General features: G+C 70.5%; 17 protein-coding genes. 2 read left to right on the top strand and 15 right to left on the bottom strand.

Features of this window, described 5'->3' with window-relative positions:
• Nucleotides 1-59: 59 nt before the first annotated feature.
• Nucleotides 60-437 (bottom strand): SSI family serine proteinase inhibitor, encoded by a 378-nt coding sequence (locus M1P99_RS14860; protein WP_304453246.1) that lies wholly within the window; start codon nucleotides 435-437, stop codon nucleotides 60-62.
• Nucleotides 438-745: 308 nt separating this feature from the next.
• On the bottom strand, nucleotides 746-1,450 hold the full coding sequence (locus tag M1P99_RS14855) for a hypothetical protein (protein WP_304455697.1): 705 nt from the start codon (nucleotides 1,448-1,450) through the stop codon (nucleotides 746-748).
• Between the two features lie 143 nt (nucleotides 1,451-1,593).
• On the opposite strand from M1P99_RS14855, the gene M1P99_RS14850 reads away from it, so the two are divergent.
• Nucleotides 1,594-2,475, top strand: coding sequence for an A/G-specific adenine glycosylase (locus M1P99_RS14850; RefSeq protein WP_304453245.1), 882 nt, complete (start codon nucleotides 1,594-1,596; stop codon nucleotides 2,473-2,475).
• Between the two features lie 265 nt (nucleotides 2,476-2,740).
• Here the strand turns inward: M1P99_RS14850 and M1P99_RS14845 are convergent, their stop codons facing one another.
• From M1P99_RS14845 to lysX, 6 genes are all read right to left on the bottom strand, one after another.
• A complete protein-coding gene (locus M1P99_RS14845) occupies nucleotides 2,741-5,251 on the bottom strand; it encodes an ATP-dependent Clp protease ATP-binding subunit (RefSeq protein ID WP_304453244.1) in 2,511 nt (836 codons plus the stop codon).
• A gap of 638 nt (nucleotides 5,252-5,889) precedes the next feature.
• A complete protein-coding gene (locus tag M1P99_RS14840; protein WP_053616982.1) occupies nucleotides 5,890-6,228 on the bottom strand; it encodes an Lsr2 family protein in 339 nt (112 codons plus the stop codon).
• A 215-nt stretch (nucleotides 6,229-6,443) separates the two neighbouring features.
• On the bottom strand, nucleotides 6,444-6,713 hold the full coding sequence (locus M1P99_RS14835; protein WP_304453243.1) for a hypothetical protein: 270 nt from the start codon (nucleotides 6,711-6,713) through the stop codon (nucleotides 6,444-6,446).
• A gap of 316 nt (nucleotides 6,714-7,029) precedes the next feature.
• On the bottom strand, nucleotides 7,030-7,569 hold the full coding sequence (locus tag M1P99_RS14830; RefSeq protein WP_304453242.1) for an amino-acid N-acetyltransferase: 540 nt from the start codon (nucleotides 7,567-7,569) through the stop codon (nucleotides 7,030-7,032).
• A gap of 129 nt (nucleotides 7,570-7,698) precedes the next feature.
• Nucleotides 7,699-7,998, bottom strand: coding sequence for a LuxR family transcriptional regulator (locus M1P99_RS14825; RefSeq protein ID WP_304453241.1), 300 nt, complete (start codon nucleotides 7,996-7,998; stop codon nucleotides 7,699-7,701).
• Nucleotides 7,999-8,650: 652 nt separating this feature from the next.
• On the bottom strand, nucleotides 8,651-10,153 hold the full coding sequence (gene lysX / locus M1P99_RS14820) for a bifunctional lysylphosphatidylglycerol synthetase/lysine--tRNA ligase LysX (RefSeq protein WP_304453240.1): 1,503 nt from the start codon (nucleotides 10,151-10,153) through the stop codon (nucleotides 8,651-8,653).
• A 304-nt stretch (nucleotides 10,154-10,457) separates the two neighbouring features.
• On the opposite strand from lysX, the gene M1P99_RS14815 reads away from it, so the two are divergent.
• On the top strand, nucleotides 10,458-11,405 hold the full coding sequence (locus M1P99_RS14815; RefSeq protein ID WP_304453239.1) for a cation diffusion facilitator family transporter: 948 nt from the start codon (nucleotides 10,458-10,460) through the stop codon (nucleotides 11,403-11,405).
• A gap of 64 nt (nucleotides 11,406-11,469) precedes the next feature.
• Here M1P99_RS14815 and M1P99_RS14810 read toward each other — a convergent pair whose 3' ends face one another.
• From M1P99_RS14810 to M1P99_RS14780, 7 genes are all read right to left on the bottom strand, one after another.
• Nucleotides 11,470-12,252: a type III pantothenate kinase gene (locus M1P99_RS14810; RefSeq protein ID WP_304453238.1), complete on the bottom strand. Its 783-nt coding sequence runs from the start codon at nucleotides 12,250-12,252 to the stop codon at nucleotides 11,470-11,472.
• Nucleotides 12,253-12,350: 98 nt separating this feature from the next.
• Nucleotides 12,351-14,972: an L-aspartate oxidase gene (locus tag M1P99_RS14805; protein WP_304453237.1), complete on the bottom strand. Its 2,622-nt coding sequence runs from the start codon at nucleotides 14,970-14,972 to the stop codon at nucleotides 12,351-12,353.
• Between the two features lie 40 nt (nucleotides 14,973-15,012).
• Nucleotides 15,013-15,939: a pantoate--beta-alanine ligase gene (gene panC / locus M1P99_RS14800; protein WP_304453236.1), complete on the bottom strand. Its 927-nt coding sequence runs from the start codon at nucleotides 15,937-15,939 to the stop codon at nucleotides 15,013-15,015.
• A gap of 128 nt (nucleotides 15,940-16,067) precedes the next feature.
• Nucleotides 16,068-16,952: a Rossmann-like and DUF2520 domain-containing protein gene (locus M1P99_RS14795; RefSeq protein WP_304453235.1), complete on the bottom strand. Its 885-nt coding sequence runs from the start codon at nucleotides 16,950-16,952 to the stop codon at nucleotides 16,068-16,070.
• Between the two features lie 169 nt (nucleotides 16,953-17,121).
• The gene (locus tag M1P99_RS14790; protein ID WP_304453234.1) at nucleotides 17,122-17,364 is read right to left on the bottom strand and encodes a hypothetical protein; all 243 of its coding nucleotides are present in this window, start codon (nucleotides 17,362-17,364) and stop codon (nucleotides 17,122-17,124) included.
• Nucleotides 17,365-17,842: 478 nt separating this feature from the next.
• On the bottom strand, nucleotides 17,843-18,085 hold the full coding sequence (locus M1P99_RS14785) for a chaplin family protein (protein ID WP_304453233.1): 243 nt from the start codon (nucleotides 18,083-18,085) through the stop codon (nucleotides 17,843-17,845).
• A 240-nt stretch (nucleotides 18,086-18,325) separates the two neighbouring features.
• On the bottom strand, nucleotides 18,326-19,714 hold the full coding sequence (locus tag M1P99_RS14780; protein WP_304455696.1) for a PH domain-containing protein: 1,389 nt from the start codon (nucleotides 19,712-19,714) through the stop codon (nucleotides 18,326-18,328).
• Between the last annotated feature and the right edge of the window lie 203 nt (nucleotides 19,715-19,917).

Raw genomic sequence — 19,917 nt, 5'->3', positions numbered from 1 at the left:
GACGCCCCCGCGTCCGCGCCGGCCCCCGCTCCCCGGGCCGCGCCCGGCCCGGTCCGGGATCAGAAGTCGAAGACCGGGCCCTTGGCACTGGTCATCCGGCACTTGTTGCCGAACACCTCGGAGTACTCCTCCGCGCCCGAGACCGTGACCTCGTGCGGCAGGTACTCCAGCGTGCAGATGGCGTCGGGGTCGATCATGACCGCCTCGACGGACCCGGCCTCGGCGATGAGCTCACAGGCCCGCGCCGCGTTCGGATGCGCGCCCCCGGCCGTCTCCCCGCAGACGAGGGTGGTCTCGCGGACGTCTTGCCGCTGTCCGACGGCCAGCTGCAGGGTGTAGTGGGCGGCGGTTCCGGTGTCGTACGCCTGCGCGGGGGCGGCGAGCCCCAGCGCGAGCACGGCGGCGGTTCCGGTGATGGTGGCGACCGAGCGTCTCACGAGTGTTCTCCAGCACGTCGATGGGCTGTGGGACACAACGAAGCGTAAGGAGCAAGTGACCCACTGTCCAGACGGTGAAGCATCGCAATTTAGACATATGCCACCCATCATGGCCACTCACGTGGGCATTCGGCAAGAAATTTTCTTCTTTACCGAACAGTCAGCTCGATATCGCCCCTTCCGGCCGGACGACGGAGACCGAGCCTCAGGCGTGTCCGGCGCGCGGTCCGACCGCGATCCCGGCGCACACACGACGACCCCGCCCGTGGACGGGGTCGTGGATACGCTCGCTCGGGCCGCCCGGCGGCTCAGGCCTTGAGCTGGAACGCCAGCTGGTCGGGATCACCGGCGTAGTCGCCGTGCAGGTTGGCGCGGTACCAGCCGGCCGCCGCCGCTCGGCTGTCGTCGCGGCAGTCGGTGAACGAGCGCATGCGCTCCCAGGTGATCGTGTACTCGTGCGGCACGCCCCGCTTGAGCTGGCGCTCCTCGGCGGCGGAGCCCTCCACGCAGTCCGCGGTGGAGAAGATCCGGTCGTCACCGGAGTGGATACGCAGCTCCAGGGCCTCGGGACCGACGTCGACCGTGCAGGTCTGCTCGGCGGTGTTCACCACGGTGATCCGGAACCCGGGCTCCTCGCCGGCGCCGTAGGACTCCTTGTCCGAGGAGGCGAAGTCGAAGGTCACCACGACGTCCTGGGGGCGGCAGGCGTCCTCGGGGCGCTCCGGAGCGGCGACCTCGCCCGAACCGCTCCCGGAACCCGACCCGGAGCCGGAGCCGCCTTCCTCCGCGTCGCCCTCACCGTCACCGGAGGACTCAGAATCCCCGGAGTCCTCATCGGTCTCAGCGTCCTCGTCCCCCTCAGATCCCTCACTTTCGGCGTCAGAGGGCTCTTCGGGTGGGACACTGGGAGTGGCCTCTTCCGAGGGTTCGGCGCCCGCTTCGGATCGGCTCGGATCGCCGTCGTCCCCGGACGAGGGACGGCAGGCGAACGCGATCACCGCGAACACCAGCATCATCCCGACCAGCACGAAGGCACGCCGCTTCCAGTAGGTCTCGCGGCTGACGGCTCCTGGTTGTCCGGTACTTGACGCCATGGGCCGTAGTATTGCGGTTTTGCACGCGCCCCACCTACTCAACCCGCCGATATCCGTTAAAGATGAGCGAAAACCCTTACAGCACAGCCGTTCTCGCCTGGTACGAGGCCCACGCGCGCGACCTGCCCTGGCGCGCTCCCGACGCGTCCCCCTGGTCGATCCTCGTCAGCGAGATCATGCTCCAGCAGACGCCCGTCGTGCGGGTCCTGCCCGCCTGGCGTGCCTGGATGGAACGCTGGCCCACCCCCGCCCACCTGGCCAAAGAGCCCTCCGGTGAGGCCGTGCGCATGTGGAACCGCCTCGGCTACCCGCGCCGCGCCCTGCGCCTGCACGCGTGCGCCGTGGCCATCACCGAGCAGCACGACGGCCGGGTCCCCGACGACCACGCCGCCCTCCTGGCGCTGCCCGGCGTCGGCGCGTACACCGCGGCGGCCGTCGCGAGCTTCGCCTACGGACAGCGGCACGCCATTCTGGACACCAACGTGCGCCGTGTCCTGGCGAGGGCCGAAACAGGGATCCAGTACCCGCCGAAAACCCAGACCAAGGCCGAGACGGCCCTGGCCGAGTCCCTGCTGCCGCCCGAACCGTCGGTCGCCGCACGCTGGGGCGTGGCCGTGATGGAGCTGGGCGCCCTCGTGTGCACCGCCCGGACACCCGCCTGCGCGGACTGCCCCATCGCGCACGAGTGCGCCTGGAAGGCGGCCGGACGACCCGCCCACGACGGACCGCCCCGGCGCGGCCAGACCTACGAGGGCACCGACCGCCAGGTCCGGGGGCGGCTGCTGGCCGTCCTGCGCGGCTCCGCCCACCCGGTCGCCAAGGACGCGTTGGACGCGGTCTGGGACGACGGCGTCCAACGCGAGCGTGCCCTGGACGCCCTGGTGTCCGACGGTCTCGTGGACCCGCTGGACGACGGCCGCTACGCCCTCCCCGGATACTCGTAGCCCGGGGGCGTGCGCCGCGGGCACCCACCCCGCCGGGCGACGCCCCGCCACGCGGCTCGCGGCGGGCAGCGCCCGCGGAGCAGGCGTCGGAGTCCGGCTGCGGTCCGGGCACGTGCGGGCCCTGGGGGCGGGGGCGCCGAGGTGAGTGCACGCCCGCAGATGAGGGCATCCCGCTCCCGCCGCCCGCGCGCTCACCCGCTCCCGCACAACGGCGGCGGGGCGCCCCCGAAGGGACGCCCCGCCGCACCACCGGATCGGGATCCGGCTACTCGCCCTTGCCTGCGGCCGACTCCTCGACCGCGGGCGTGTCCGGGACCTCGGCCGGCTTCGGCACACCCTTGAAGGTGAACTTCGCGTCCGTGCCCTCGCCCTCGGCGTCGATCACCACGATCTGGCCGGCCTTGATGTCGCCGAAGAGGATCTTCTCCGACAGCTGGTCCTCGATCTCCCGCTGGATCGTGCGACGCAGGGGCCGCGCGCCCAGGACCGGGTCGAACCCGCGCTCCGCCAGCACCTTCTTGGCGGCGGGGCGCAGCTCGATCCCCATGTCCTTCTCCTTGAGGCGGGTGTCGAGCCCCGTGACCATCAGGTCGACGATCTGGAAGATCTCCTTCTCCGTCAGCTGGTGGAAGACGATGATGTCGTCCACACGGTTGAGGAACTCGGGCCGGAAGTTGGTCTTGAGCTCCTCGCTGACCTTGGCCTTCATCCGCTCGTAGTTGGTGTTGGCGTCGTCCTCCTTGGCGAAGCCCATGGCCACGCCCTTGGAGATGTCCCGCGTACCCAGGTTGGTCGTCATGATGATGACCGTGTTCTTGAAGTCGACGATGCGACCCTGGGCGTCGGTGAGACGACCTTCCTCCAGCACCTGCAGGAGCGAGTTGAAGATGTCGTTGTGGGCCTTCTCGATCTCGTCGAAGAGGACCACGGAGAACGGCTTGCGGCGCACCTTCTCGGTGAGCTGGCCGCCCTCCTCGTAGCCGACGTATCCGGGCGGGGAGCCGAACAGCCGCGAGACCGTGTGCTTCTCCATGAACTCGGACATGTCCAGCTGGATCAGCGCGTCCTCGTCCCCGAACAGGAACTCGGCCAGCGTCTTGGACAGCTCGGTCTTACCGACACCGGACGGGCCGGCGAAGATGAACGAACCACCCGGGCGCTTGGGGTCCTTCAGACCGGCGCGGGTCCGGCGGATGGCCTGCGAGAGCGCCTTGATGGCGTCCTCCTGGCCGATGACCCGCCGGTGCAGCTCGTCCTCCATGCGCAGCAGCCGGGAGCTCTCCTCCTCGGTGAGCTTGAAGACCGGGATGCCGGTGGAGGCGGCCAGGACCTCGGCGATGAGCTCCTCGTCCACCTCGGCCACGACGTCCATGTCGCCGGCCTTCCACTCCTTCTCCCGCTGCGCCTTCTTGTTCAGCAGCTGCTTCTCGTCGTCACGCAGCGACGCGGCCTTCTCGAAGTCCTGCGCGTCGATCGCCGACTCCTTGTCGCGGCGCACGCCGGCGATCTTCTCGTCGAACTCGCGCAGGTCCGGCGGCGCGGTCATCCGGCGGATGCGCATCCGCGAGCCGGCCTCGTCGATCAGGTCGATGGCCTTGTCCGGCAGGAACCGGTCGCTGATGTAGCGGTCGGCCAGCTGCGCGGCGGCCACCAGCGCGCTGTCGGTGATGGAGACCCGGTGGTGGGCCTCGTACCGGTCGCGGAGGCCCTTGAGGATCTCGATGGCGTGCGTGATCGTCGGCTCGTCCACCTGGATCGGCTGGAAGCGCCGCTCCAGGGCGGCGTCCTTCTCCAGGTACTTGCGGTACTCGTCCAGCGTGGTCGCACCGATGGTCTGCAGCTCACCGCGGGCCAGCATGGGCTTGAGGATGGAGGCGGCGTCTATGGCACCCTCCGCCGCGCCCGCTCCGACCAGCGTGTGCAGCTCGTCGATGAACAGGATGATGTCGCCGCGGGTGCGGATCTCCTTGAGCACCTTCTTGAGGCGCTCCTCGAAGTCACCGCGGTAGCGGCTGCCGGCGACCAGGGCGCCCAGGTCCAGCGTGTACAGCTGCTTGTCCTTGAGCGTCTCGGGGATCTCACCCTTGACGATCTTCTGCGCCAGGCCCTCGACGACCGCGGTCTTGCCGACACCGGGCTCACCGATGAGCACCGGGTTGTTCTTGGTCCGCCGCGAGAGCACCTGCATGACGCGCTCGATTTCCTTGTCCCGGCCGATGACCGGGTCGAGCTTGCTCTCCCGGGCGGCCTGGGTCAGGTTGCGGCCGAACTGGTCCAGCACCAACGACGTCGACGGAGTGGACTCCGACGAGGCGCCGGTCGCCTGCGGTTCCTTGCCCTGGTAGCCGTGGAGCAACTGGATGACCTGCTGGCGGACCCGGTTCAGGTCGGCGCCGAGCTTCACGAGGACCTGGGCGGCCACGCCCTCGCCCTCGCGGATGAGGCCGAGCAGTATGTGCTCGGTCCCGATGTAGTTGTGGCCGAGCTGCAGTGCCTCGCGCAGCGACAGCTCCAGGACCTTCTTGGCACGGGGAGTGAACGGGATGTGCCCGGACGGCGCCTGCTGGCCCTGGCCGATGATCTCCTCAACCTGCTGCCGAACCGCTTCGAGGCTGATGCCAAGGCTCTCGAGGGCCTTGGCGGCGACGCCCTCACCCTCGTGGATGAGGCCGAGCAGGATGTGCTCCGTACCGATGTAGTTGTGGTTGAGCATCCTGGCCTCTTCCTGGGCCAGAACCACCACTCGCCGCGCGCGGTCGGTAAACCTCTCGAACATGTCTCGTCGCTCCTCTACAGAGCGGTCAGGCAGGGACGGTTCTCGCCGACCCAACTCTTCCGCATATCGGCCCCACAGGGATGTCAGCCCCCGGGGAGCACTGACGCACCCGCCGGTCGACAGGCAGCCGACCGGACGCGCCTCCAGCGTGGTCGGCCTCGCAGCCGTCCGTGCCAGAGACTTTCCCCGACGATAGGGCGTTCACCCAACATCCAACTACCTATTGCCGCGTCAGATTTCCCTGTACGCCGAAGGCGAACGGCCCGGGCACTCCCATCCATCACGGAGTTCCCGGGCCGCACGTGCGTAAGCCCGATTATCGGCTCTGAGCGAACATGCCCACCGAGGTCCGTTCCCGCGGGCGCGGAGCGTCCCCGTCGTTCTTCCGGCGCCTCCAGAACGAGGAAAGCCGGGAATGCCGCGTTGCCGGGCATCCGGCCGCGGCAGGGCGCTTCGGTGCCGCGCCGGGGTCGGATGCCCGGCCCGTGCCGCCAGAGGTCTGAGGTATCCCCTTCATCCCCGTGTCACAGGGCCCGCGTACGGGCCCGGGATGGTCGGGTCGGGACAGACCCCTGGAGCCGAGGTCGATATTCGATCAAGACCTGACAACATTTCGGCGCCCCTGGTCAGGTTCAAACCTAACCCTTGACCGCCTCATATTCGGCAACGATCGCCGCGGGGATACGGCCGCGCTCATTGACCGGCTTGCCGGCGGCCTTGGCCCACGCGCGAATCTCCGCGCTGCGCTCACGGCTGGGCGCATTCCGGCTGCCGCGGCGGGCGGTGCCCCGGGAGGCCTTGGCGGGCGCCTTGCGGGCCGCCTCGACGAACGGAGTAAGGGCCTCACGGAGCTTGGCAGCATTACCTGCGCTCAGGTCGATTTCGTACACGGAGCCGTCCAGACCGAACGTCACCGTCTCCTCGGCCTCGCCGCCGTCGAGGTCATCGACCAGGAAAACCTGGACCTTCTGTGCCATGGAATCTTACCTTTCAGAAGAGCGGTGTCTCCACACCTGAATATAAAGCTATCTCCCACGAACGCGGAAGACAATTCCCGGCGTGCCAGAAATCATCCGGCCCCGGCACCCGGTTTCGGGGTCGTCGAGGCCGCGCGAGGGCGCGGAGTGGCCCGATCGCGCACGGAGCCCCCGCTCACGGCTCCGCGGGGGCTCACGTCACGGGGACGGTTCTATCAACTACCGTCGGATTCGTTGCGTTCCCCTGCCCGGGCAATCGGCGTCTCGTTCGTCGCCTCGGTCCGTTCGACCTCGGCCGCGCTGTCGTCGCTCTCGACCGCGTCGTCGCTGACCAGGGTTCCGTCCATCCGCCTCGGCGCCATCTCCCGGCGCAGGATCTTGAGGATGATGGCACAGAACACGGTAGCGACAACCACGGGAGGGATGAGCGCCGACAATACGTCGATCAGTCCGGGGGGAAGCATCGATGCCAAAAAGTCACCCATCGAGGCTCCACCCTTCCTGGTTGTTACTTATCGCAGCAAATACCCGACAGAGGGTCGGGGCGCCCAGGGGATGACGTGTCGGCCACCCTGGCAATCGCATACCCGACATCATAGACATCGCACGCCCCCGGTTTGACACGGGACGCAGTACCGCAGGATGCCCGCCAATCGTGCACGGGCCACCACCCGTGTGTGAGAGCCTCCGGCGGACGCAGGTACACATTACCTGCCGCGTTCCGCAGCCATACCACCGGTGTGGATAAGCGCTGTCACCGACCAGGACGGGTGTAAGACCCTGCCCCGCGACCGAAATCCTTTACGGACCGAGGCTCCCGCCCAGGTACACGAGCATCCTGGTGTTCCCTAGCGTGTTGGGCTTAACCCGCTCCAGGTCCAGGAATTCCGCGACGCCCTCGTCATAGGAACGGAGGAGTTCCTCGTAGACACGGGGAGAGACGGGTGTGCCCTGGATCGGCGCAAAGCCGTGTTTGGCGAAGAATCCTGTCTCGAATGTCAGACAGAACACACGGCTGACACCGAGAACGCGGGCGGTGTCCAGTAGTGCGGCGACGATGCGGTGGCCGACACCGAATCCGCGCAGGGAGGGGTCCACGGCCACGGTGCGCACCTCGGCGAGGTCCTCCCAGAGCACGTGGAGGGCTCCACAGCCCACGACACGGCGTTCGGACTCCTCGGTCTCCGCCTCGGCCACCCAGAACTCCTGGATGTCCTCATAGAGGTTGACCGTGCTCTTGGAGAGGACACGGCGGTCGACCGTGTAGGTGTCGACGAGGCGGCGGATGTGGGCGACGTCGCTCGTACGCGCGCGACGCACCCGAACATGACGAACGGGCATAACCGGACCAGACTATGCCCACGCGCTCGCCGACACCTACCGGAACGCTCTTCCTCCGGTGGACGCGGCGCGCACGTGCGGCCAGGGCCGGTATGCCCGTGGTGTCGCCCGGTGGTCACCGGGCCGGCGTCAGATCAGCTGGCGCCGAGCGGCCCAGACGACCGCCTCGATGGGTGTGTTGACTCCGAGCATGTCGCAGATGTTGCGGATGCGGCGGCGCAGGGTCCGCGCGCTGAGCTCGAGATGCCGTGCCGCCACCTCGGTGGTGACCCCGGTGGCGATCTCGGCGAGCAACTCCAGGTCCTCGTGCCCCAGCTCGACCGGCGCGTACGTGCCGGAGAGCGGGGCCTCTCGGGACCGGGTCTGCAGGGGGACCACGTTCTCCCGGTGGTCCTCGACGGTACGACGTACGAGTGTGGCCTGTTCCACTCCGTCCTCCCTCATCCATGTGAGTGCGGAACATCAAACTCGTCACCGTGCGGGTCGAGGCGTCCCCGGACACTTCTCCGGGCCGGAGCCCCGCGGATCGCGTAGGACCACTCTCCTCTGGCACAGGAGAGGACTACGGACACACGGGTCGCGTGCGGTCGCTTCGTCACGGTCTGGGACGGACAGACCAGTCGAGGGACACGCACGCACGTGGGGGACGATCGTCCCGCCACGCTCACCGACGTTCTCGATCCACTTCGGCAAACTCGCGGACCAAGGCCCGCCCTCAGCACGCTAGGCGGCCGAGAAGATACCGTCAAGACCCGATAAATCACCATGCGTAGTTCTGCAAAATCGTTCCGTGACAGGGTCACGGCGGGGGAAAGCCCAGGGGAGTGCTGACCTGCGTAAACAATCTTCAAGGCTGAACGCTGATCCGTAGTGGACTTCCCGATGCAAAAAGTCGCTCCGCGCTCTCGGGAAAGCCCACTATGTCCGGCCAGTGAGGCATATCACGGATGACCAGCCCCATGGCCGGCACGGGACGGGGCCGCCGCGCTTTCGCGCGACGGCCCCGTCCCGTCTATCGGACAACCGCTTTCAGTGAATGTGGATCACCGATTCCCCAAGGGGGCGGTCATGCCGAGTACCCCTAGTCTCCCGAAGGCTTCACGATCGGGAAAAGAACAGTTTCCCGAATGTTCTTGCCCGTGAAGGCCATCAGCAGGCGGTCGATGCCGAGCCCGACCCCACCGCTCGGCGGCATCCCGTACTCCAGCGCCCGCAGGAAGTCCTCGTCCAGCTGCATGGCCTCGGGGTCGCCCTCGGCCGCCATCAGCGACTGCTCGGTCAGGCGCCGGCGCTGCTCGACGGGGTCGACCAGCTCGGAGTAGCCCGTGCCCAGCTCCATACCGAAGCCGATGAGGTCCCACTTCTCGGTCAACAGCGGGTCCTCGCGGTGCTGGCGTGTCAGCGGGCTCGTCTCCACCGGGAAGTCGCACACGAACGTGGGCTGCACGAGCGTGTGCTCCACCAGCTCCTCGAAGACGTGCTCGACCAGCTTGCCCTGGCCCCACGCGTGGTCGAACTCCACGCCCCTGGCCTCGGCCAGACGCCGCACCTCCTCGATCGGGGTGCGCGGGGTGACCTCGGCACCGAGCGCCTCGGAGACCACTCCGTAGAGGGTGACCCTCGGCCACTCCCCGCCCAGGTCGAACGTCTGGCCGTCGCGCTCGACGACGGTGGAGCCGAACACCGCGCGCGCGGCGTCCTGGACGAGCTCGCGGGTCACGTCCGCCATGACGTTGTAGTCGGCGTAGGCCTCGTAGAACTCCAGCATCGTGAACTCGGGGTTGTGCGTGGAGTCCGCGCCCTCGTTCCGGAAGTTCCGGTTGATCTCGAAGACCTTCTCCAGACCGCCCACCACCAGCCGCTTGAGCGAGAGCTCGGGGGCGATGCGCAGGTACAGGTCCATGTCGTAGGCGTTGATGCGCGTGACGAACGGCCGCGCCGTGGCACCGCCGTGCACGCGCATCAGCATCGGGGTCTCGACCTCGATGTAGTCGCGCGAACCGAGGCCGTCCCGGAGCGCGCGGATGGCGGCCGACCGGCGGCGGACCATCTGCTGGGACTCCGGGTTGACGATCAGGTCGACGTAGCGCTGGCGGACCCGGGCCTCGGGGTCGGTGAGGCCCTTGTGCTTCTCCGGGAGGGGCCGCAGGCACTTGGCCGTCAGGGTCCAGGAGGTGACCATGACGGAGAGCTCTCCGCGGCGGGACGTGATGACCTCGCCCTCGACCCCGACGTGGTCGCCGAGGTCGATGTCGGCCTTCCACGCGTCCAGGCGCTCCTGGCCCACGCGGTCCAGGGACAGCATGACCTGGAGGTCGCCGGTCTCGTCGCGCAGCGTCGCGAAGCACAGCTTGCCGCCGGTGCGGTAGAGCATGACGCGGCCGGCGACGGAGACCTCCACACCCGTCCGGGTGTCCGGTTCCAGGCCCTCGTGTTTGTCTCGCACGGCACCGATCGACGTGGTCCGCGGGAAGGTCACGGGGAAGGGGTCGATGCCCTCCTCCCGCAGCCGGTCCAGCTTCTGGCGCCGGACCCGCATCTGTTCGGGCAGGTCGTCGTAGGTGTCGTCGTGCGTGTCATTCACGCGCACGATCCTACCCGCGCCCATGGGCGCTCCCGTACGCTCGATCCGTGCGGCGCCGGGTCCGGGCGTGCGCGGCCGGAGCCGGAACCGTACGGCCCCGGAGCGCGTCTTCACACCCGCGGACGCGGTGTCGTGGGGACCGGCCGCCACCCCCACCGCGCCGGGACACGTCGTGGAGGCGAGGGGCACCCCCACGGACGCCTCCGGCGCAGTACCCCGCCGCGACCGGCTCCGGCGGCGTGGACCTCTAGGATGACCGATCGATGTCTCCCACCTCCCAACCACCGAAAGTCAGGACACACCCGTGAGCGTTGAGGGAAGTACGAAGGCCGTCGTCACGGCCCTGGCGGCGAACATGGGGATCGCCGTCACCAAGTTCGTGGCCTTCGGTCTGACCGGATCCTCCGCCATGCTCGCCGAGGGCATCCACTCCGTCGCCGACTCCGGCAACCAGGGACTGCTGCTGCTCGGCGGGAAGCGGGCCCGGCGCGACGCGACACCGGAGCACCCGTTCGGCTACGGACGCGAGCGCTACATCTACGCGTTCCTGGTCTCCATCGTGCTGTTCAGCCTCGGCGGCCTGTTCGCCCTCTACGAGGCCTGGCACAAACTCTCCGACCCGCACCCGATCACGGAGTGGCAGTGGGTCCCCATCGTCGTGCTCCTGGCGGCGATCGGCATGGAGTCGTTCGCCCTGCGCACGGCCATCAAGGAGTCCAACGCGGTCCGCGGCAAGGCGTCGTGGGTGGAGTTCGTCCGCCGGTCCAAGTCCCCGGAACTGCCGGTCATCCTGCTGGAGGACGCCGGGGCGCTGATCGGTCTGGTCTTCGCCCTGCTCGGTGTGGGCCTGACCCTGCTCACCGGCAACGGCATCTGGGACGGCCTGGGCACCGCGGCCATCGGCGTCCTGCTCGTGGTGATCGCGATCGTGCTCGCCATGGAGATGAAGAGCCTGCTCATCGGTGAGTCCGCCACACGCGAGCACGTGCGCCAGATCGAGTCCGCGATCGTCGGAGTCGAGGACATCAACGGCATCATCCACATGCGCACCCTGCACATCGGTCCGGAGGAGCTGCTGGTCGCGGCCAAGATCGCCGTCGACGCCGAGGACGACGCCCCGCGCATCGCCCGCGCGATCGACACGGCCGAGGCGCGGGTCCGGGACGTGGTGCCCATCGCCCGGATGATCTACCTCGAACCCGACCTGCTGCGCCAGGAGCGGCCCGAGCCGTCCGCCGCCGATCCGGCCTAGGTACCCGGAACAGGAACGGTGCCCGCGCTCCTTCGCGCGGGCACCGTTCTGCGGTGACGGGTCGTCAGCCGGCGTTGCGCTCGAAGACCAGGCGCAGGCCGATGAGCGTCAGCCACGGCTCGTGCACGTCCACGGTCTCGCACTCGCCGATCACCGTGGACGCCAGGCCGCCCGTGGCCACGACCGTGACGTCGTCCGGGACACTGGTCAGCTCCGCGACCATCCGGTCCACGATCCCGTCCACCTGGCCCGCGAATCCGAACACGATGCCCGAGCGCAGGGCCTCGGTGGTGTTCTTGGCGATCGCCGACCGCGGCCGGACGATCTCCACCATGTGCAGCTGGGCACCGCGCTGGGACAGCGCGTCCACCGAGATGTCGATCCCCGGCGCGATCGCGCCGCCGACGTACTCCCCCTTGACGCTGACCGCGTCGAACGTCGTCGCGGTGCCGAAGTCCACCACCACGGCCGGACCGCCGTAGATGTTGTTGGCGGCCAGCGCGTTGATGATCCGGTCGCTGCCGACCTCCTTGGGGTTGTCCATCCGGATCGGCACCCCGGTCTTGACCCCGGGTTCGACGATCACGGCCTGCACGTCGCCGAAGTGGCGGCGGAACATGTCCCGCATCTCGTGCTGGACCGAGGGCACCGAGCAGCACATGGCGATGCCGTCGATGTCGTCCGTACCGCCCGCCGTCCGGCCGTCGAGGAGTCCGCGCAGCACGACCGACCACTCGTCGGCGGTGCGTCTGGTGTCAGTGCCCACTCTCCAGTGTTCGAGCAGCTCCTCGGCCTCGAACAGGCCGAAGACCGTCTCGGAGTTACCGACATCGATCGCGAGCAGCATCCTGGAAGCCTCATCCGTGGTCGTCGACGTGGTCGTCGCAATGGCGTGTTCCCGATTCGGCGGGAAATCCTCAGGGAATCCTCCACCAATCGGGCGCTTCACACCAGGTCGAGGGCGATATCGAGTGCCGGACTGGAATGTGTGAGCGCGCCGACGGCCAGGTAGTCGACCCCGGTCCGGGCCACGTCGGCGGCCACGTCCAGCGTCAGCCCGCCCGAGGACTCCAATCGGGCGCGCCCGCCGACCAGCGCCACCGCGGCGCTGAGCTGCTCGACGGTGAAGTTGTCCAGCAGGATCTCCTCGGCGCCGGCCGCCAGCGCGTCCTCGATCTGGTCGAGGCGGTCGACCTCGACCTCCAGGGGCAGGTCGGGGAAGCGCTCGCGGATGGCCCGCACCGCCGCGCCGACCCCGCCCGCGGCCACGACGTGGTTGTCCTTGACGAGCCCCGCGTCGCTGAGTCCGTAGCGGTGGTTGACGCCGCCCCCGCAGCGCACCGCGTACTTGTCCAGTGCGCGCAGGCCGGGACGGGTCTTGCGGCTGTCGCGGACGGCAGCGCCCGTGCCCGTGACCGCCTCGACCCAGGTCCGCGTGGCCGTGGCGATACCGGACATGTGGGTGAGCAGGTTGAGGGCGGTGCGCTCGGCGGTCAGCAGGTCGCGGGTGCGGGCGGTGACGGTCATGAGCACGTCACCGCGCTTGACCGCGTCGCCGTCGGCGACCGCCCGGTGCACCTCCAGGGCACCGTCGGCGACCAGCCAGAACGTGAGTTCGGCCAAGGGGAGCCCGCTCACCGTTCCGTCGGCGCGGGCCACCACGTGCGCGGTACGCACCTGGTCGCCGGGCGTCGTGGCCACGGTCGTGACGTCGATGCGCGGTCCGGCGGTGAGGTCCTCGGCCAGCGCTCGGCGCACCACGTCCACGTGGGACTGGTGGGGGGAGGTGTAGGGGAGGGTGAACTCGGCCCGGGGCTCGTCACCGGGAGCGGTGCTCCCCGCACCCCGCCGGTCGGCCAGGGGGAAGGTGATCGCGTCGAGCTCGGTCACGAGCTCCGGCGGCAGGGACGGTGTCCAGTCCTCGTCGGTGGTCACGGGGGTGTTCCCTTCCAGGCGGACGACGGCGGGCCGGATCCGGAGCTCGGGACGCGGCTCGGGGTGGTCGGCCCGCTGGTGGGAGCCTCGGCTCTCGGTTCTGTGTCGGGCGGCGGCGGCCACCAGGCGGGCGACGGTGAGGATGTTGGTCGCCTCCCAGGAGTCGGTGCCGGGCGCGACCCCGGCACCGGGCTCGGCGGGGGCGGTGGCCACGGCGTCCAGCTCGTCCGCCAGCGCGGCCAGGCCGTCGCCGGTCCGCAGCACTCCGGCGTGGCGCGACATCAGGGCGCGCACGCGGCCGGTGGAGGCGGCGCCGACCAGTGGGACGAAGGCGCCCACGGTCACCGCCGCGTCCGGCACCGGCTCGCGCGCCTCGGCCAGCCGAGCGGCGATCCGATCCGCGTAGACCAGCCCCTCCAGGAGGGAGTTGGACGCCAGCCGGTTGGCGCCGTGCACCCCGGTCCGGGCGACCTCGCCGACCGCCCACAGGCCGGGGACGCTGGTGCGGCCGTCGATGTCCACCTCGGTACCGCCGGAGGCGTAGTGGGCGGCCGGCGCCACCGGGATGGGCCGGGCCAGCGGGTCCACGCCGTGGCTCAGGCACGACGCCAGGATGGTGGGGAAGCGCCGCTTCCAGGTGGCCTCGCCGAAGTGGCGGGTCTCCAGGTAGACGTGGTCGGTGTCCTGCTCCGCCATGGTGCGGGCGATCGTGCGGGCCACGACGTCGCGGGGCGCGAGGTCGCCGAGCTCGTGCACGCCCTCCATGATCCGGCGGCCCTCGCCGTCCACCACGTAGGCGCCCTCGCCGCGCAGGGCCTCGGAGATGAGCGGCTGCCGGCCCCGGGCCTCCGGTCCGAGCCACAGGACGGTGGGGTGGAACTGGATGAACTCCAGGTCGCGCAGGCGTGCCCCGGCGCGCGCCGCCAGGGCCAGGCCGTCACCGGTGGAGACCGGCGGGTTGGTGGTGGCCGCGAACACCTGTCCCATGCCGCCGGTGGCCAGGACCACCGCCGGGGCCAGGACCGCGCCCACGCCGTCCCGGGCGCCCTCGCCCATGACGTGCAGGGTGACGCCGCGGACCGCCCCGCTCACGGGGTCGTGCAGGGCGTCGAGGGCCAGGGCGTGCTCGATGACCTCGATGCGCTCCTCGGCCAGGACGGCGGCGACGAGGGCGCGCTGGATCTCGGCGCCGGTGGCGTCGCCGCCCGCGTGGGCGACCCGGTCGGCACGGTGGCCGCCCTCGCGTGTCAGTGCGAGCGAGCCGTCCTCACCCCGGTCGAACTCGGCACCGAGCCCGATCAGCCACCGCAGGGCCTGGGGCCCCTCGGTGGCCATGACGTGGACGGTGTAGGGGTCGGACAGTCCCGCTCCGGCCAGGTGGGTGTCGACCATGTGGGCGACCGGGCCGTCCTCGGGGTCCATGGCGGCCGCGATCCCGCCCTGGGCGAAGCTGGTGGACCCGGTGGACAGGCGGTCCTTGGTGACGAGCACGACCCGGCCGTGCTCGGTGCGCTGCACGTAGCGCAGGGCCGTGCTCAGGCCGGCGATGCCCGAGCCGACGACCGCGACCTCGGCGCCGACCGACCACGAGGCCTCCGGGGCCTGGAGCCGCGTCTGGGTGAGTGAACTCATCTGGGGTCTCTCTCGGGAAGTGCCGTCGACGCCGGGCCGGTCACAGGGCAGCGGCGTCAGGCCCGGCGTCGCTGCCGGGGCGGGCGGTGGTGAAGGTGACCGGCACGTTGTCGATGAGCCGGGTGGAGCCGACCCTGGCCGCGACGGCGAGGACGGCTTCGCCCTCGAAGTCGGCGGGCGCGTCGGTGAAGGTGGCGGGGTCCACGAGGGCGACGTAGTCGGGTACGACCGGCGGGTCCGCCTGGGCGGCCCCGTCCAGGACGGCGCGGGCGGCGGCGCGCACGGCGTCGGGGCCGCCCGCGGCGCCCTCGCGTCCGGCGGCGAGCGCGCGGTGCAGGGCCAGGGCGCTGGCGCGCTCGTCGTCGGAGAGGTAGACGTTGCGGCTGGAGACCGCCAGGCCGTCGGGGTCGCGCAGCGTGGGAGCGCCCACGATCTCGATCGGCATGGAGAGGTCGGCGACCATGCGCCGGACGATCGCGATCTGCTGGGCGTCCTTCTGCCCGAAGACCGCGAGGTCGGGAGCGACCAGGTGCAGGAGCTTGCTGACGACGGTGAGCACGCCCGTGAAGAAGCCGGGACGGGAGGCGCCCTCCAGGAGCTCGCCCATCGCGCCGGCCTGGACGGTGACCATCGGTTCGGTGGGGTACATGGTGGCGACCGTGGGGGCGAAGACGACGTCGACGCCCTCCTCGGCGCACACGCCGGTGTCGGTGTCGAGGGTCCTGGGATAGCGGTCGAAGTCCTCGCCGGGGCCGAACTGCAGCGGGTTGACGAAGATGCTGACGACGACGGTGTCCGCCCGGTCCCGGGCGAGCCGCATGAGGCTGCGGTGCCCTGCGTGGAGGGCGCCCATGGTGGGGACCAGGGCGACCCGTCCGGCGTCGGCGAGGGCGCGCCGGAGTTCCTCGGCGGTGTGGACGACGAGGGGTCGTTCGGTGGTCGCGGGACTGGTTGTGTGTTCGGTCATCGGTGGTTTCCCTGGTGGTGTGCTGGGACGGTCGCCGGGCCTGGCCGGACCGGCGGGCGCGAAGGCCGTCGGGCCCCGCGCGTGTGCGCGGGCCGTCGCCCGGCGTCCGCGAGCCGCCCCGTGGGCGGTCAGCGCCGCAGGACGTCGAGCAGGCGCGCGGCGTCGGCCGGGTCGAGCATCCCCGCGTTGATGGCGCGGTCGGCGGTGAGCCGGGCGAGTTCGACGTAGCTGGCGACGCTCTCCGGCGCGTTCTCGCGCAGCTGCTCGATGTGGCCGGCGACGGTTCCGGCGTCGCCCCGCAGGACGGGCCCGCTCAGTCCGTGGATGCCCAGGCGCAGCGCGTTGTCCAGGGCCGCGCTGAGCATGGGGGCGAGCAGGCGGCCAGGTTCGGGGACCCCGGCGGCGGAGAGCAGGGAGGCGCTGTCGGCCACCAGCGTGACCAGGTGGTTGGCGCCCCCGGCGAGGGCGGCGTGGTAGAGCGTGCGCTTGTCCTCGGTGATCCACACCGGTTCGGCTCCCATCTCGACGACGAGGGCCTCGGCGATGGGCCGCAGCTGTTCGGGGGCGGTGACGCCGAAAGCGCAGTTGGCGAGGCGCTCGACGTCCTCGGGGCGGCCGGTGAAGGTCATCGCCGGGTGCAGGGCCAGCGGCAGGGCCCCGACGAGGGTGGCGGGGGCGAGGATGCCGTACCCGTGGGCTCCGCTGGCGTGGACCAGGATCTTGCCCCGCAGGTCGGCCCCGGTGGCCGCCAGGCCCTCGACGAGTTCGGCGAGCTCGTCGTCGGGGACGGTGAGCAGGACGAGGTCCGCGGCTTCGGCGACCTGGGCGGGTTCGAGGATCCGCGCGGTGGGCAGGCGGTCGGCCACCCGTTGTCTGGAGGCCTCGGAGACCGCGGACGCGGCGACCACCTTGTGCCCGGCGCGGCCGAGGGCCAGCCCGAGCACGGATCCGACCCGGCCGGGCCCGATGACGCCGACCCGCAGTCGGGCGGGGCGCCCCTGCGTCGTCTCCATGTGTGTGGTGCCCCCTCGTGTTCGTGCGTCCGGTTCTCCCGCACCGTGACGCCTGAGCACACGATAGCCCTCCCGGGTCGGTGACCTGTGTCCCAGGGACGCGTGTGGGGGGCGGGTACCCCCGCCCCCCACGATCCCCCGTCACTCCCCCGCGCGGGGGGAGGTCGGGTCAGTTCTGGATGATCACCCCGGAGTTGTAGCAGGAGGCGAGGGACTGGCCGAGGACGGCGTTGGAGTTGCCGCAGCCGGCGTTGGCGTTCTCGATGCCGTTGATGTAGGCGATGTTGCCGCTGACGTTGGAGCCGTGACCGGAGGTCCACGCGTCGGCGTGCGCCGCCGCGGGTGCCGCGGAGAGGAGGATCCCGGCGGAGGCGAGGACCACGGCACCAGTGGCGAACGTCTTCTTCAGCACTACTTGTCTCCTTTGTGTTCGGACGGGGGGCCGTCCGCACGTGGGTGATTCTTCAGGGGCACCCGGGGGCGCTGGTGAAGAAGTTACCCACGAAGACACCCTGTTCACCCGTCTTGAACTGCACTGATAACAAGTAGCCCCATAGATATCACTATGTGTGATGTCTCTTCTCGGGGTCGATCGGGACAAAGGCTCCAGACCGGCGGAGAGCGTGGACGCGCAGAGTCACGGATCGCCGGCGTTCCAGTCGCACACCAATGGGGGGTTGCGGTCAGTGCGCGCCTGAGCCGGAATGGCCGGGCGGGCACACGAAAAGGCGCCATCCCGTCGTCACGGGATGGCGCCGGCGCGGTGCGTTCACGGGGCCTCGCGGACGGATCAGCCGGGACGTCTCCGACTGGACACCCCCGCCCGCTCGGACCCCGCGCTCACCGCGTGCTGATGCGCGCCGCGGTCCGCCGGCTGCGGACCCGGGGCGCTACCAGTTCTTGACGGTCGCGCCGGAGTCGGTGCAGTTCGCGCCGGCGACGCCGAGGACGGCGATCGCGTTGCCGCACACGTTCACGGGCACGTCGAGGTCCGCGACGAGCTGGTTGCCGCCGAGGATGCTGCCGTTGCCGGACGTGAACACGTTGCTGTTCGCCATGGCGGGAGCGCCGGTGAACAGGACGCTGGCGGCGGCGGCGGTGATGGCACTGGCGGCGAGAGCCTTCTTCAGCATGAGTTTCTCCTGTAGAACCGGTCGGCGGTGGGGCACCAACCGGTCAATAACGTTGACGAAGTGTATGACTGCGAACACTCACCGTGTTCAGTCACTATTTAGCCATACTTACTCGCCGCGCGTGACCGGAACACGCAAGAAGTTTCCAGCCCTGAGCTGGAAGAACAACACTGAGTGAGCAGACATGTCGGACATGGCGTCATCAACGTCAGCCACACAGGCCTCACTATGTGACTCGGATCACAAAGCACTCCCGGGTGATTCACCGGTTGCGGACGGGTCCGGTGCCCGGTCCCGCGGACGCGCCTGCGTCGACCGGGTCGCCCAGCGCTCCGTGCCCGCCTCCGGCACCCGCGCGCGCCGCCCGTGCTCCACGAGCGCGTCCAGGAGCCCCCGGCCCTCGACCGCCTCCCGGAAGGCCGCGTGGGCGCGCACCGGGCCCGGCGGGGTGTCGACGTCCACCGACACGCGCCCGGCGAGGCGCTCCAGCGGACCCGCGGTCACCCGCAGCGTCTGGACCCGCTCCACGGGCACGATCTCGGTCACCCGGCAGAACGGCCCGCGCGTGCTCACGAACAGGTGCTCGTCCACACCCACGAGGGAGCCCGCACGGTCGCGGTTGGGCACCAGGGGGACCCGGGCCGCGTCGCTGTCCGGGAAGAGTTCGTTCACCAGCGAGAAGGCCAGCCGCCGGGGGGCGACCGGCAGCAGGGTCGCGGACTCGCCCTGGCGCTCGCCCGCGTACCCGGCCACGTTCGCCTCGACCCGGGCCACGCCCAGCGCACGCCACAACAGGGGCTCGACCACGCGTACGGCCTGCACCCGCCCCGGCGGGACCGTCTGCATACGGCGCTGGAACATGCCGTACCTGAGCCGCAGACCGTCGGACGAGAGCGAGGCGTAGTAGTCCGTGTAGCGCGCCAGCGGGCCCCAGTAGTACCGGAGCAGCCCCAGGACCAGCGGGATCAGCGCGGCCGCCACACCGGGTTCGACGAACACGATCCCCGCGGTGAGGAGCATCAGCAGGGCGACGAACGACAACAGGATCGGCACGCGGAAGGTCAGCGCGCCCAGCAGCAGGGGGAAGGGCAGCCGGTAGAAGGGCCACTCGGGGGCTTCGGGTGTGCGTCCCGGCAGGCCGGCGGCGTGCGCGAGCACGGCCGTGCGCAACCGCTCCGCCAGGTTCCGGCGCAGGCAGCGCAGCCGGATGGCGCTGTGGTCGCCGCCGGCGAGTTCGATGCGCAGTTCGGCCATCCCGAACACCTGCATGAGCAGCGGGCGGACCACGTCGACCGCTTGGAGACGGCTCAGCGGGATCTCCCGGGAGCTGCGCATGGCCAGGCCGCTGTGCACGACCAGGTGGTCCTCGCGCAGTCCGAAGGTGCCGTACCACCACGCGGGCAGGGCGTGGGCGAGCGAGCCGAAGACCACGGCCACGGTCATCATCAGGACCCAGGCGAAACCGAAGGTGGTGAGGATCGGTCCGATGAGGGCCGCGAACGCGAGCGTCACGGCGGCGACCTGCACCGGGACGATGGACCAGTGGGACCGGAACTCGCCTCTGGTGACGTCGTCCTCGGGCTTGGGCCGCCGGACCGGCGGCGGACGCCACCCGACGTTCGGCGGCAGGAGGACCGGCCCCTGGCCGAACGGGACCGGCGGCCGGGGGTGGACCGCAGGCGGCCCGGGCGGACCGGGCCACGGCGGCGGCCCGGATGGGGGCTGATGGCCGGGAGGGGGCCCGGACGGCCCTACGGCGCCGCCGGGCGCGACCCAGGGGTGCCCGGTCGGCTGTGGGGCGTCCTGAGCCCGCGTGGACTCGCCGGCCCCCG

It is taken from the genome of Nocardiopsis sp. YSL2, assembly GCF_030555055.1.
Classification (GTDB): Bacteria; Actinomycetota; Actinomycetes; order Streptosporangiales; family Streptosporangiaceae; genus Nocardiopsis.
The sequence above is the reverse complement of the archived record's forward strand: the minus strand, read 5'-3'. Positions and strand labels throughout refer to the sequence as shown.

Coding starts and splice junctions, on each gene's coding strand:
- M1P99_RS14835 (WP_304453243.1), bottom strand. CDS start 6,713: ATGGGTGACTTTTTGGCATCGATGCTTCCCCCCGGACTGATCGACGTA.
- M1P99_RS14810 (WP_304453238.1), bottom strand. CDS start 12,252: ATGCTGCTCGCGATCGATGTCGGTAACTCCGAGACGGTCTTCGGCCTG.
- M1P99_RS14805 (WP_304453237.1), bottom strand. CDS start 14,972: ATGAGTTCACTCACCCAGACGCGGCTCCAGGCCCCGGAGGCCTCGTGG.
- M1P99_RS14845 (WP_304453244.1), bottom strand. CDS start 5,251: ATGTTCGAGAGGTTTACCGACCGCGCGCGGCGAGTGGTGGTTCTGGCC.
- M1P99_RS14850 (WP_304453245.1), top strand. CDS start 1,594: ATGAGCGAAAACCCTTACAGCACAGCCGTTCTCGCCTGGTACGAGGCC.
- M1P99_RS14855 (WP_304455697.1), bottom strand. CDS start 1,450: ATGCTGGTGTTCGCGGTGATCGCGTTCGCCTGCCGTCCCTCGTCCGGG.
- M1P99_RS14840 (WP_053616982.1), bottom strand. CDS start 6,228: ATGGCACAGAAGGTCCAGGTTTTCCTGGTCGATGACCTCGACGGCGGC.
- panC (WP_304453236.1), bottom strand. CDS start 15,939: ATGACCGAACACACAACCAGTCCCGCGACCACCGAACGACCCCTCGTC.
- M1P99_RS14785 (WP_304453233.1), bottom strand. CDS start 18,085: ATGCTGAAGAAGGCTCTCGCCGCCAGTGCCATCACCGCCGCCGCCGCC.
- M1P99_RS14830 (WP_304453242.1), bottom strand. CDS start 7,569: ATGCCCGTTCGTCATGTTCGGGTGCGTCGCGCGCGTACGAGCGACGTC.
- M1P99_RS14795 (WP_304453235.1), bottom strand. CDS start 16,952: ATGGAGACGACGCAGGGGCGCCCCGCCCGACTGCGGGTCGGCGTCATC.